The 11,719-nt window shown below is 62.9% G+C and carries 12 protein-coding genes; 10 read left to right on the forward strand and 2 right to left on the reverse strand.

Features of this window, described 5'->3' with window-relative positions:
* Positions 1 to 108 precede the first annotated feature (108 nt).
* From FEZ63_RS05885 to FEZ63_RS05910, 6 genes are all read left to right on the forward strand, one after another.
* The gene (locus FEZ63_RS05885) at positions 109 to 714 is read left to right on the forward strand and encodes a cysteine hydrolase family protein (RefSeq protein WP_150942712.1); all 606 of its coding nucleotides are present in this window, start codon (positions 109 to 111) and stop codon (positions 712 to 714) included.
* A 265-nt stretch (positions 715 to 979) separates the two neighbouring features.
* Positions 980 to 1,435 (forward strand): hypothetical protein, encoded by a 456-nt coding sequence (locus FEZ63_RS05890; protein WP_150942713.1) that lies wholly within the window; start codon positions 980 to 982, stop codon positions 1,433 to 1,435.
* A 107-nt stretch (positions 1,436 to 1,542) separates the two neighbouring features.
* The gene (locus FEZ63_RS05895; RefSeq protein ID WP_150942714.1) at positions 1,543 to 1,737 is read left to right on the forward strand and encodes a hypothetical protein; all 195 of its coding nucleotides are present in this window, start codon (positions 1,543 to 1,545) and stop codon (positions 1,735 to 1,737) included.
* A 241-nt stretch (positions 1,738 to 1,978) separates the two neighbouring features.
* Positions 1,979 to 3,688, forward strand: a complete 1,710-nt coding sequence (locus tag FEZ63_RS05900) for an ArnT family glycosyltransferase (RefSeq protein ID WP_150942715.1) — start codon at positions 1,979 to 1,981, stop codon at positions 3,686 to 3,688.
* Between the two features lie 45 nt (positions 3,689 to 3,733).
* Positions 3,734 to 4,468 carry a glycosyltransferase family 2 protein gene (locus FEZ63_RS05905; RefSeq protein WP_150942716.1) on the forward strand — a complete coding sequence of 245 codons (735 nt, stop codon included), beginning with the start codon at positions 3,734 to 3,736 and terminating at the stop codon, positions 4,466 to 4,468.
* On the forward strand, positions 4,468 to 4,839 hold the full coding sequence (locus FEZ63_RS05910; protein ID WP_150942717.1) for a lipid-A-disaccharide synthase N-terminal domain-containing protein: 372 nt from the start codon (positions 4,468 to 4,470) through the stop codon (positions 4,837 to 4,839). Before FEZ63_RS05905 ends, FEZ63_RS05910 begins: the two co-directional genes overlap by 1 nt.
* A 22-nt stretch (positions 4,840 to 4,861) precedes the next feature.
* Here the strand turns inward: FEZ63_RS05910 and metC are convergent, their stop codons facing one another.
* Positions 4,862 to 6,058 (reverse strand): cystathionine beta-lyase, encoded by a 1,197-nt coding sequence (metC, locus tag FEZ63_RS05915; protein ID WP_150942718.1) that lies wholly within the window; start codon positions 6,056 to 6,058, stop codon positions 4,862 to 4,864.
* 228 nt (positions 6,059 to 6,286) lie between these two features.
* Between metC and FEZ63_RS05920 the strand changes: the two genes are divergently transcribed.
* The 4 genes from FEZ63_RS05920 to FEZ63_RS05935 all read left to right on the forward strand — a co-directional run bounded on the left by FEZ63_RS05920 (position 6,287) and on the right by FEZ63_RS05935 (position 10,751).
* Entirely contained in the window at positions 6,287 to 7,306 is a 1,020-nt protein-coding gene (locus FEZ63_RS05920; protein ID WP_150942719.1) for an amino acid ABC transporter substrate-binding protein, read from the forward strand.
* Between the two features lie 129 nt (positions 7,307 to 7,435).
* On the forward strand, positions 7,436 to 8,638 hold the full coding sequence (locus FEZ63_RS05925) for an amino acid ABC transporter permease (protein WP_150942720.1): 1,203 nt from the start codon (positions 7,436 to 7,438) through the stop codon (positions 8,636 to 8,638).
* A gap of 8 nt (positions 8,639 to 8,646) precedes the next feature.
* Positions 8,647 to 9,966: an amino acid ABC transporter permease gene (locus FEZ63_RS05930; RefSeq protein ID WP_150942721.1), complete on the forward strand. Its 1,320-nt coding sequence runs from the start codon at positions 8,647 to 8,649 to the stop codon at positions 9,964 to 9,966.
* 5 nt (positions 9,967 to 9,971) lie between these two features.
* On the forward strand, positions 9,972 to 10,751 hold the full coding sequence (locus FEZ63_RS05935) for an amino acid ABC transporter ATP-binding protein (RefSeq protein WP_150942722.1): 780 nt from the start codon (positions 9,972 to 9,974) through the stop codon (positions 10,749 to 10,751).
* 78 nt (positions 10,752 to 10,829) lie between these two features.
* Here FEZ63_RS05935 and sseA read toward each other — a convergent pair whose 3' ends face one another.
* Positions 10,830 to 11,684: a 3-mercaptopyruvate sulfurtransferase gene (sseA, locus tag FEZ63_RS05940; RefSeq protein WP_150942723.1), complete on the reverse strand. Its 855-nt coding sequence runs from the start codon at positions 11,682 to 11,684 to the stop codon at positions 10,830 to 10,832.
* Positions 11,685 to 11,719 lie beyond the last annotated feature (35 nt).

Genomic DNA, 11,719 nt, shown 5'->3' on the forward strand with positions numbered 1-11,719 from the left:
CATCCTGCGCCGAATGGTCCCGTGCCGGCGTTCGTGGGCGCGCGAAACGACCGCACGGGAACTGGCGCGCGGTCTTGTCGTTCAGACGAAGACACACGATGGCTCCCGATGGCTGAATCCTTGCAACGACCGCTGGGTCCAAACGCGCTGCATTTGTGCCTGGATATGCAGCGGCTGTTTTCTCCCGATGGACCTTGGCCGACACCCTGGATGGAGCGCGTACTGCCGACGGTTGCGGCGGTCGCCGAACATGCGCCGGCCAGGACCATCTTCACGCGGTTCATTCCGCCAAGGCGCGCCGAAGACATGCCGGGCACCTGGCGGCGCTATTATCAGAAATGGGCGGTGGCGACACAGGAGCACCTCGACCCGCGCCTGCTCGAACTCATGCCCGCGCTCCAGCGGCTGGTTCCTCCCGCGAGTGTCTTCGACAAGCCGGTCTATTCGGCATTTGCCGGGCATCGGCTATCGGACGAGTTGAAGAACCGGCAGATCGACACGCTCATCGTGACGGGATCGGAAACCGACGTCTGCGTCCTCGCCACCGTCCTGGGTGCCGTCGATCACGGCTATCGCGTCGTGCTCGTATCCGACGGTCTCTGCAGTTCCTCCGACGAGGGACACGACACGTTGCTGTCGCTTTACCGTAAGCGTTTCAGCGAGCAGATCGAGACGGTCGAAAGCGACGAACTTCTCGAGAGTTGGAGGCTGTGAATGGTGACGCTTGCGGCCGTAGGATGCGAGCCGGACTGCCGGCGTGACCGTTGCCGTTTGGTCACATCGCGCGAAACACCACAAATTCGGAAAGCCCCGGGCCACGATAGCGCGCGACGGCGCTGGGCTTTTATGCTAAAGTTGGGAACACGCAGGTAGTCAGGTCCCCTTCCTGATTACCCCGGAATTTTCCGAGAAATTATTCACACAATGCTACGTTTGTCGCGTGGATAAGTGTTCGTTGTAGTGCGTGATGGGAGTCGAGATGTCCGAGGAAGAAGTCGAGTGCGTTGCCGAGGAACTCGCCAAAGTTGGCGGAGTGGCATGGTATCCGGGTCGCGAGCCCAACGCGATCCTACGGGTGGTAAGCGACCGATATCGCGACAGGGCGCGCGTTGCGATTGCGGCGCTCGAACGGCTGAGAGCCAGTCGTCAGCAAAGCGGCACGATAGAGCTTCAGTCCGGTGAAGATCCGGATTTTGCCGGAATCGTCCCCATGCGGACGGCCGAGGAAATCCAGGTCGGCAGCATCGTGATCTACCGTCCGCCGGGCGACCTCAGGGCTATTGCCTGCCGCGTCACCAAGCGTGAAGGGACCGCCGTATACCTCGTTCCGTGCGAACGCGCCGATATCGGCTGGGTCGAGATCAATGGAATCGTTCCCTCGGCTGGGCATGGCGAGCGGGTCGAGGGAGAAAAAGCCAATAGCGAGCAAGGCTGAAGCGTGGGGATTGCGCCCTAGGGGCATGGCGACTACCCCATTGTATTCCTTGCGCAGTCAGGCTGTTCGAACCGAACCTTCCAGCATCTGCAAATGGGGAGCTTCGGATGATCAGCGATGACGAGATCGAACACGTTGCGCGCGCGATCTACGGAACCGAGCACGATTCACGAGGGTGGGACCAGGAGCCTGGATTGTCGAAAGACCGGTTCCTGACGGAAGCGCGGATCGCCATCGCGACGCTCGACCGTCTCCGCAGGATCAAGAGCGTCACGCCCGAATCCAGGCGGTTGGTCGGTTGACGCCATAATCTCGCGTCCGGCCCCGCCCAGCACTCGGCCACTTTCCCCGGGATCAAGCCTTCTGACGCCGAAGCCTCACCGGCTCGGCGGACCTCTCCCTCACCGCAAGCCAACACGTCTCCCGCAGCCGGGGGGGCGGGCATTTGACTTCCCAACGGCTTTGGGTGACATGACCCCCCTTCAGGGGCGCTTGCCTCGGCGTTTTTTCAACCAACCGATTGTGTCGCTGCCGGAGCTATTTATGGACGGTCACGTCGCGCAGCCGCGCATGTCCTGGCGCCATTTCTACGTGGCGCGGCTGGCCAATGCCATCGAGCGCAGCCATTTCCGGCTCTGCCTCGTGCTCGTGCTTCTTTCCCTCGTCTGCTTCCTGCCGGGTTTTACATCCCTGCACCCCATGGATCGGGACGAGCCGCGCTATGCGCAGGCCTCGAAGCAGATGCTCGAAGCGGGCGATTTCGTCGATATCCGGTTCCAGGATGAAGCCCGGCACAAGAAGCCGATCGGCATCTATTGGCTCCAGAGCGCCAGCGTCGCGATCGGCGAGGCTCTTGGCGTGCCCGAGGCGCGCACGACGATCGCGCTCTACCGCGTCCCTTCGCTTCTCGGGGCGGTTGCAACTGTCCTTCTAACTTATTGGGCTGCCTTGGCTTTCCTGGGGCGGCGTGGCGCGTTTCTGGCGGCCGCCTTCATGGCGACCTCGATCATCCTGATGGTCGAGGCCCGGCTTGCAAAGACCGACGCCGCCCTGGCGGCCTGCGCGGTCGCCACCATGGGCGGGCTGGCCCGCGCCTATCTCAGTCGCGGGGCGGGCATATTGCCCCGGCGAACGCTGGCGTTCTTCTGGCTCGGCCTTGCCGCCGGCATCCTGATCAAGGGCCCGCTGATCCCGATGTTCGTGGGGCTTGCGGCGGCCGTGCTGTGGTGGCGCGAACGGTCGGCGCGTTGGCTGCTGACCCTGCGGCCGATCCCCGGCGCAGTCTTCACGCTTCTGGTCGTCCTGCCCTGGTTTGTCGCCATCGCGATCACGAGCGGCGGCGCCTTCTTCTCGGCTTCCGTCGGTCACGACATGCTCGGCAAGGTCGGGACGGCGCAGACCTATCACTGGGCCCCGCCCGGCTATTATCTGCTGGCGTTCTTCGCCACCTTCTGGCCCGGCGCCATTCTGGCCGCCATTGCGGTTCCGTTCGTGTGGAAACACCGTCGCGACGAGCCGGTCACCTTCGCGCTCGCCTGGATCGTCCCCGCATGGCTGATTTTCGAACTGGTGCCGACCAAGTTGCCGCACTACGTCATGCCGCTCTATCCGGCCATCGCCATCGTCACCGTGATGGCGATCTCGCGGCACTTCGTCGGGCCGCAGCGTCCGCTGGCGAGGCTCGCCACGATCCTGATCCCGTTCATCCCGGTGGGACTGACCATCGGCCTCGCGGTCGCCGCCTGGACACTGGACCAGACCATGCCGTACCGCGCGCTGCCGGTCCTCGCCCTGTCGTCGGTCGCGGCCCTGTATGCCTGGTGGCTGTTCGTGCGAGAGCAGGTGCTCAAAAGCATCTGGGCGAGTTTCCTCTCTGCGGCTTTACTCTCCATCGGCGTCTTCGGCCTCGGCCAGCTCGATCTGCGCTCGCTGAAGCTGTCGCCGCGTCTGGCCGAGGTCGCGCACAATCTTAGCTGCCATAAACGCCTAGTCGCCACGCTCGGGTACCGGGAACCGAGCCTCGTCTTCCTCATCGGGACCAATCTCGAAATGCTGGAGACCGGCGCAGAGGCTTCCGACTTCCTGCAGGGAGGCGGTTGCCGGCTTGTTTTTGTCGAATCGCGCTTCGAGGATGACTTCCGGGCCGCCAACGAACGCCTCGGCCGAAAGCCGGCGCTCTCGACCCGCGTCTCGGGTTTCAATATCAACAGCGGGCGTCGGCTCGATATCGGAGCCTATGCGGCCGGCCTTTAAAGGCAGGCCGGCCCATCAAGAGGTGGCCGCAGGGGCCGTTGACCTATGATCGAACAGAATGCGGCAACCCGCGTGAGCGTCGTTGTTCCCGTCAAGAACGAAGCCCCCAACGTTCTCCCCCTGATCGAGGAGATCGAGCGCAGCTGCGCGACGTTGACGCCTTTCGAGGTGATCTATGTCGATGACGGCTCGACCGATTCGACCGTAGCGGAGCTTGAACGCGCGCGCTTGACCAGGCCCTGGCTTCGCATCATTCGCCACAAGGCCAGTTGCGGCCAGAGCGCGGGGGTTCGCACGGGGGTGCTTGCGGCGCGCGCCGCCGTGATCGCGACGCTCGACGGCGACGGACAGAACGATCCGGCTTTCATTCCGAAACTTGTCGGCGCCCTCGACGATCCGAAGATGGCGCTCGCCGCCGGCCAGCGTGTCGGCCGCAAGGACGGCGCCTACAAGAAATGGCAGTCGCGCATTGCCAACGGCGTTCGCGGCTGGGTTCTGAAGGATGCGACCCGCGACACCGGCTGCGGGCTTAAAGCCTTCCGCCGCGACGTGTATCTGGCCCTGCCGTATTTCGATGGGCTGCACCGCTTCATGCCGGCGCTGGTGAAACGCGAAGGCTTTCATATCGCTCATGTGCAAGTGGTCGATCGTCCCCGCCATGCGGGCCGGTCAAATTACGGCCTTTTTGATCGCCTTTGGGTCGGTATTCTCGATCTTGCGGGCGTGTGGTGGCTGATCCGTCGCCGCCGTCGCGTGCCGATCGTTCAGGAGATCCTCTGATGCTGATGCGACTGTCGCACGATATCGGCCTGTTTTTTTATGATGTGGTCGTGGCGCGCTTCGACCTCTGGGCCGCATTCGGCGTTGTGGCGCAGTTGGTCTTCGGGGCGCGTTTCTTGGTGCAATGGCTCGCCAGCGAGAAGGCGGAAAAGAGCGTCATCCCGGTCGGCTTCTGGTTCCTGTCGATCACCGGCGGGCTGATGACGTTGGTCTACGGTTTTGCCCGACGGGATCTTGTCATCATCCTGGGCCAGGCCTTTTCGGTCTTCATCTACGTCCGCAATCTGATGCTCATCGCCAAGGATGCCAAACGGCGCAAGGCAAAGGCGGCGGCGGAAGCGGCGGTCGGAGCGGAGGGCGCGGCAGGATAGGGAACGTCCCGCCGCGGCCTGTTCAGGCGGCTCGTGAATCCGCGTCCCGCAAACGAGCGAAGCCCTGATCGAGATCGCGCTTGAGATCGTCCAGATCCTCGAGCCCGATATGAAAGCGCAGGCCATGACCGCCCGGCGCCCATTCGGTCGCGGTGCGGTAATCCGCACAGTCGAACGGCACCACAAGGCTCTCGAACCCGCCCCACGAGAATCCCATGCCGAACAGCGCGAGATCGTCGAGCATGGCGGCCAGCGCCTTGTCGGAACAGGGCTTCAACACCACCGAGAAAAGCCCCGACGAGCCTTTGAAATCGCGCTTCCAGATCGCGTGGCCGGGATGCGTCTCGAGGGCGGGGTGGAGAACGTCCGCCACTTCCGGGCGCGTGCCGAGCCATTTCGCCATGTCGAGGGCCTGTTTTTCATGCTCGCGAAGCCGCAACGCCATCGTCCGCAGACCGCGCAGGCCGAGAAAAACGTCCTCCGGACCGGGACACATGGCAAACGCGTCGTAGGTCTTTCGTAGGGTCTTGAAGCAGCGCTCGTTCGCCGAAACCAGCCCGAGAAGGAAGTCGGAGCCGCCGCTGAGGTACTTGGTGCCGGCCTCGATCGCCACGTCCACCCCACGTTCGTGCGGCGGGAAGAAGAGAGGCGTTGCCCAGGTATTGTCCATGACGACGACGGCGCCGTGGCGGTGCGCGACCTCGGCGATAGCCGGAATATCCTGCATCTCGAACGACTGGGATCCGGGTGCTTCCGTAAAGACAACGGCGGTGTTCGGCCTCAGCAGGCCGGCAATATCGGCGCCGATAAGCGGGTCGTAATAGGTGGTTTCCACACCAAATTTTTTCAGCACCCCATCGCAGAAGATTCGCGTCGGGCGGTAGACCGAATCCGTCATCAGGAGATGGTCGCCCGCCTTGAGAAAGGCCATCAGCGCGAGCGTTACCGCAGCGAGACCCGAGGGCGCCAGAACGGTGCCGGCGGCGCCGGAAATTTGCGTCCAGGCAGTCTCCAGAGCCTCCGTCGTCGGCGTGCCGTGGGTGCCATAAGTGAAGCGCGCCCGGCGGTTCAGCAGGTCGTCGGTGGTCGGAAAGAGAACGGTCGAGCCGCGGTAGATCGGCGTGTTCACGAAACCGTGCTGCTCGTGCGGGTTGCGTCCGGCATGGACCAACTGGGTGCGTTCACCGAGGTTTTCGAGCTTGGGGGGGAGCTTTGACATCGCCTGCTGTAATTTCGAGAGCGGGAGATCTGATGTGAGACAGGGGGTAGGGTGCCGTCAAGTCACCTCGCGGACGTGTTCCCATCAACACTTGACCAGTCATCGATGATAGAATGTGATGGTTTCGGATGCCGCTCTGTTGAGCGGCGGACAACCGTCAAACAGGGAACCGGGCTCGGTGCTGGCGACAATCGTCGCGCCCAGCCGTCTAGTGGAGAGCATGACAACATGAAAAAGGCCATCGTATCGATCGCCTTCGGCCTTACGGCCAGCCTGCTTGCAACGGGCGCCTCGGCGCAGGCGACGCTGAACAGCGTGAAGCAAAAGGGGTATCTGACCTGCGGATCGAACACCGGCCTCGCCGGCTTCGGTGTCCCGGATGCGCAAGGCACCTGGACCGGCCTCGACGTCGAATATTGCCGCGCCATCTCGGCCGCCATCTTCGACGATCCGACCAAGGTCCGCTTCATCCCCCTCGCGGCGAAGGATCGCTTTACGGCGCTCCAGTCGGGAGAGGTCGACGTCCTGGTTCGCAACTCCACCGCCACCATGTCGCGCGACACCCAGCTCGGGCTGGACTTCCCGGCCATCAACTATTTCGACGGCCAGGGCTTCATGGTCCGCAAGAAGCTCGGCGTTTCGTCCGCCAAGGAGCTGAACGGAGCCTCGATCTGCACCCAGCAGGGCACCACCACCGAGTTGAACCTCGCGGATTATTTCCGCGCCAACAACATGAAGTATGAAGTCGTGGCATTCGCGACCTCGGACGAAACGTTCAAGGCGTATGATTCCGGTCGCTGCGACGCCTTCACGACGGACGCCTCGGGCCTGTATTCCGAGCGTCTGCGCGCGTCGGCGCCGGACGACCATATCGTGCTGCCGGAGATCATCTCGAAGGAGCCGCTTGGCCCGGCAACGCGTCACGGCGACGACCAATGGACCGACATCGTGCGCTGGACGCACAACGCGATGCTGAACGCCGAAGAACTCGGTGTCGCCAAGGCGAATGTCGACCAGATGAAGACCTCCGACAATCCGGAGATCAAGCGTCTGCTGGGTTCCGAAGGCAAGTACGGCGAGGCCATCGGCCTGACCAACGACTGGGCGTATCGGATCATCAAGCACGTGGGCAATTACGGCGAGAGCTTCGAGCGCAACGTCGGCGAGGGCTCCAAGCTGAAGATCAAGCGCGGTCAGAACGCGTTGTGGACCAAGAACGGCCTGCAATACGGCATCCCGATCCGCTAAGCGGCAAGGGAGCGGGCGTCCGGAGCGATCCGGGCGCCCTTTTTGAAAAGACCCGCCAGTGATGGCAGTCCGCGTCGCGTAAAATTGCGTATGTCGGGCCAACAACAACAAGACGTGAGGGGTTGACCAGTGCAGACAATCGTCAGCCAGACATCGCCGCCCAAGAAATCGGTTCTCTACGACCCGAAGGTTCGCGGCGCCTTCTATCAGGTCCTGCTCGTCCTCACCGTCGGCTACCTATTCTACATGGCGGCCTCCAACGCTGTCGAGAATCTCCAGCGCGCAAAGATCGCCTCGGGCTTCGGCTTCCTCAACAACACCGCCGGGTTCGACGTCAGCCAGACGCTGATCACCTTCAGCGCCGCCGGCTCCACCTATGGCGACGCCTTCATCGTCGGCCTGCTCAATACGCTGGTCGTGTCGGCCATCGGCATCGTGCTCGCGACCATCCTCGGATTTACTGTCGGCATCGCGCGGTTGTCCAAGAACTGGATGGTCGCCAAGGTCTCGATGGTCTACGTCGAGGTGCTGCGCAACATACCGCTGCTGCTGCAATTGCTGTTCTGGTACATCGCGGTCCTCGGCCCATTGCCGCAGCCGCGCGACTCGATCGGCTTCGGCGCCGGCGTTTTCCTGAATTCACGCGGTCTCTTCATGCCGCGTCCGCTTTACGCGAGCGACGCCTGGGTCATCGGCACGGCGCTCATCCTCGGGATCGTCGGAACGATCGTCTTCCGCCGCTGGGCAAGGAAGCAGCAGGAGCAGACAGGTCAGCAATATCCCGTCGGAATCATCACGCTCGCACTCGTGGTCGGCCTGCCGTTCGTGTCATGGCTGGTTCTCGCCCTCGTCGGGACAAATCCGATCAGCTTCGACATGCCGCAAAAGGGCACCTTCAATCTTCGCGGCGGCATGCAGATCCTGCCCGAATTCGTGGCCCTGCTCGTCGGTCTCGTGACCTACACGGCAGCGTTCATTGCCGAGGTGGTGCGCGCCGGCATTCTCGCCGTCTCGAAGGGGCAAACGGAGGCTGCCGGCTCGCTCGGATTGAGGCCGGGACAGACGCTTCGGCTGGTGGTCGTCCCGCAGGCCATGCGCGTCATCATCCCGCCGCTGACGAGCCAGTATCTGAACCTGACGAAGAACTCGTCGCTGGCCGTCGCCATCGGCTATCCGGACCTGGTGCAGGTCTTCATGGGCACCGTGCTCAATCAGACCGGCCAGGCCATCGAAGTCGTGGTCATCACCATGGGCGTCTACCTCACGATCAGCCTCGTGACGTCCTTCGTGATGAATATCTACAACCGCCGCGTCGCGATCGTTGAACGGTAGGAAACGTCATGAGCACCGCCATCGACACCTCCCGCTTCGTTCAACACAACCAGATCGAAGCGCTGCCTCCGCCCAATCTCGCCCGCGGCCCCATCGCGTGGGTGAGAGAGAACCTGTTCTCCAGCCCGCTCAACGGACTGCTGACGATCTTCGTGTTCTATCTGCTCTACGTGATCGTCCCGCCGATCATCGACTTTCTCTTCATCAATGCGGTCTGGACGGGCACGGACCGCGATGCGTGTCGCGCCGAGACGGCCGGCCACCGGATCGGAGCGTGCTGGGCCTTCGTGATCGATAAAATCAACTATTTCACCTACGGCTCCTACACGATTTCCGAGCGCTGGCGCGTCAACATCTTCTTCCTGATGCTGGCGGTGGGCGTCACCTGGCTGCTGTGGCTGCGGGCGCCGCGGCGCGATCTTGGCGCGTTGTATTTCTTCTGGCTGTTCCCGACCTTCTCCTACGTCCTGCTGACCGGCGGGAACATGGATCTGGGGGGAGGTTTCTGGGTCGGGTTCGTGGTCGTCAGCGCCCTGTTCATCGGCGCCTTTGCGGCCATGGCTTATCTGCTCAAGGTGTCGGTCAAATCGGGCGCGGCCATCGGCGCCGGCATCATCGCGGTCATCGGCATCACGCTTGCGCTGATGGATTTCGATTTCGGTCTCGACCACGTTCCGACCTCGCTCTGGGGCGGCGTTCTCGTGACGCTGCTGGTGGCGACGGTGGGAATCGTGTTCTCGCTGCCGTTCGGCATTCTTCTCGCGCTCGGGCGGCGGTCGAAACTGCCCATCGTGCAGCTCGCCTCCGTGATCTTCATCGAGTTCGTCCGCGGCGTTCCCCTCATCACCGTGCTGATCATGGCCAACACCATGCTGCCGCTGTTCCTGCCGGCGGAAATGACGGTCGACCGGTTGGCGCGTCCGCTCATCGGCGTTGCCTTCTTTGCATCGGCCTACATGGCCGAGGTGGTGCGCGGCGGGCTGCAGGCGATGCCGAAGGGGCAATATGAAGGCGCCATGTCGCTCGGGCTGAACTATCCGCAGATGATGGTCTTCATCATCCTGCCGCAGGCCCTTCGCATCGTCATTCCTGGCATCGTCAACACCTTCATCGGGCTGTTCAAGGACACCTCGCTGGTCTCGATCGTCGGCATCTTCGACCTGATCAGGACCATCGAGGCCTCTCGCATCGATCCGAACTGGGCGGCCCCGACCATCAGCTACACGGGCTATGCCTTCGCGGCCTTCTTCTACTTCGTCTTCTGCTTCGGCATGTCGCGCTATTCCCTTGGGGTCGAGCGACGGTTGGCGGCAGGGCAAAACAGGTGAGTTCCATGGCAACGACATTGACTTCGCGACAAGCCGCCATCGACCCGACGGCCCAGCCGGCGATCGAACTGGTCGACGTGCATAAATGGTACGGTGAGTTCCACGTGCTGCGGGATATCAATCTCAGCGTCCAGCGCGGCGAACGCATCGTGGTCTGCGGCCCCTCGGGCTCGGGCAAATCGACGATGATCCGCTGCATCAATCGTCTGGAAGAGCACCAGAAGGGACGCATCATCGTCGACGGGACCGAGCTGACCAACGATCTCAAGCGCATCGACGAGGTGCGGCGCGAAGTCGGCATGGTGTTCCAGCACTTCAACCTGTTCCCGCATCTCACCATCCTCGAGAACTGCACGCTCGCCCCGATTTGGGTGAAGAAGATGCCGAAGCGCGAGGCCGAAGAGGTCGCGATGAAATACCTGACCCGGGTCAAGATCCCGGAGCAGGCGAACAAGTTCCCGGGCCAGCTCTCCGGGGGCCAGCAGCAGCGCGTGGCAATCGCACGCTCGCTCTGCATGAGCCCCAAGATCATGCTGTTCGACGAGCCGACCTCGGCGCTCGATCCGGAGATGGTCAAGGAGGTGCTCGACACCATGGTGAGCCTTGCCGACGAGGGCATGACGATGATCTGCGTGACGCACGAGATGGGCTTCGCGCGCCAGGTCGCCGACCGGGTGATCTTCATGGATTACGGGCAGATCGTCGAGATGAACACACCCGACGCGTTCTTCAAGAATCCACAGCACGAACGCACAAGACTGTTCCTCTCGCAGATCCTGCATTGATCCGCGACCAGACAGACAAAAGCCCCGGCATTACCGGGGCTTTTTTTATTGAAGCGTGCTTCGAAGCGCGGTTGCGCTTTACGCCTTCTTCGACGGTCCGGTCGCAACCGGCAGATCCTCCCGCGATCCCCAATCGGCCCAGGACCCGTCATAGAGGGCTTTCGCCGGATGCCCCGCCGTCTCCAGCGCGAGCGACAGGATTGCGGCCGATACGCCGGAACCGCAACTCGTGATCACCGGGCGGTTCACATCGACTCCTGCGTCCTTCAGTGCTTGTTCGATCGCGGCTTTGTCCTTCAGCTTTCCGTTCTCGATGATCGTCGGGAAGGGAAGATTGATGCTGCCCGGCATGTGGCCGGCGCGGACGCCGGGGCGCGGTTCGGGCGCCTCGCCACGAAAACGATCGGCCGGCCGCGCGTCCAGCACCTGGGCCGATGCGTTGGTAAGCGCGTCACGCACCTGCGCGGCATCCGCCACCACGGCGGGGTCGAATGTCGGGGTGAATACCTTGGGCGCAAGCGGCCGGCCGGGGCCGCTCTCGACGGGCCGGCCTTCCGCTTTCCAGGCGGGAAAACCGCCTTCGAGAATCCGCACGTCCTTCGCGCCGAAAACGCGGAAGGTCCAGCGCACGCGCGGCGCCGAAAACAGCCCGGCGCCGTCATACACGATGACGATGGTGTCGTCCCCGATGCCCATGGCGCCGACGCGTTTGGCAAATTCTTCCGGAGTGGGCAGCATGTGCGGCAGGGACGACGAGGCATCGCGCACGCTGTCGATATCGAAGCGCACGGCGCCGGGGATGTGACCCGCGAGATACTCGGCCTCAGGGTCGCGATTCTGCGTCGGCAGATACCAGGATCCATCGACGATCACCACGTTCGGATCGTCCAGATGTTCCTGCAGGCGTTCGGGTGTCACGAAGGTCTGGGGCATGAAAATATTTCCTCCCGGCTGGATCACGATGGTCT

The sequence above is a fragment of the Microvirga brassicacearum genome, assembly GCF_008757455.1.
GTDB classification, from domain to species: Bacteria; Pseudomonadota; Alphaproteobacteria; order Rhizobiales; family Beijerinckiaceae; genus Microvirga; species Microvirga brassicacearum.

Coding starts and splice junctions, on each gene's coding strand:
- FEZ63_RS05890 (WP_150942713.1), top strand. CDS start 980: ATGTCCGAGGAAGAAGTCGAGTGCGTTGCCGAGGAACTCGCCAAAGTT.
- FEZ63_RS05910 (WP_150942717.1), top strand. CDS start 4,468: ATGCTGATGCGACTGTCGCACGATATCGGCCTGTTTTTTTATGATGTG.
- FEZ63_RS05905 (WP_150942716.1), top strand. CDS start 3,734: ATGATCGAACAGAATGCGGCAACCCGCGTGAGCGTCGTTGTTCCCGTC.
- metC (WP_150942718.1), bottom strand. CDS start 6,058: ATGTCAAAGCTCCCCCCCAAGCTCGAAAACCTCGGTGAACGCACCCAG.
- FEZ63_RS05920 (WP_150942719.1), top strand. CDS start 6,287: ATGAAAAAGGCCATCGTATCGATCGCCTTCGGCCTTACGGCCAGCCTG.
- FEZ63_RS05900 (WP_150942715.1), top strand. CDS start 1,979: ATGGACGGTCACGTCGCGCAGCCGCGCATGTCCTGGCGCCATTTCTAC.
- sseA (WP_150942723.1), bottom strand. CDS start 11,684: ATGCCCCAGACCTTCGTGACACCCGAACGCCTGCAGGAACATCTGGAC.
- FEZ63_RS05895 (WP_150942714.1), top strand. CDS start 1,543: ATGATCAGCGATGACGAGATCGAACACGTTGCGCGCGCGATCTACGGA.
- FEZ63_RS05930 (WP_150942721.1), top strand. CDS start 8,647: ATGAGCACCGCCATCGACACCTCCCGCTTCGTTCAACACAACCAGATC.
- FEZ63_RS05935 (WP_150942722.1), top strand. CDS start 9,972: ATGGCAACGACATTGACTTCGCGACAAGCCGCCATCGACCCGACGGCC.
- FEZ63_RS05885 (WP_150942712.1), top strand. CDS start 109: ATGGCTGAATCCTTGCAACGACCGCTGGGTCCAAACGCGCTGCATTTG.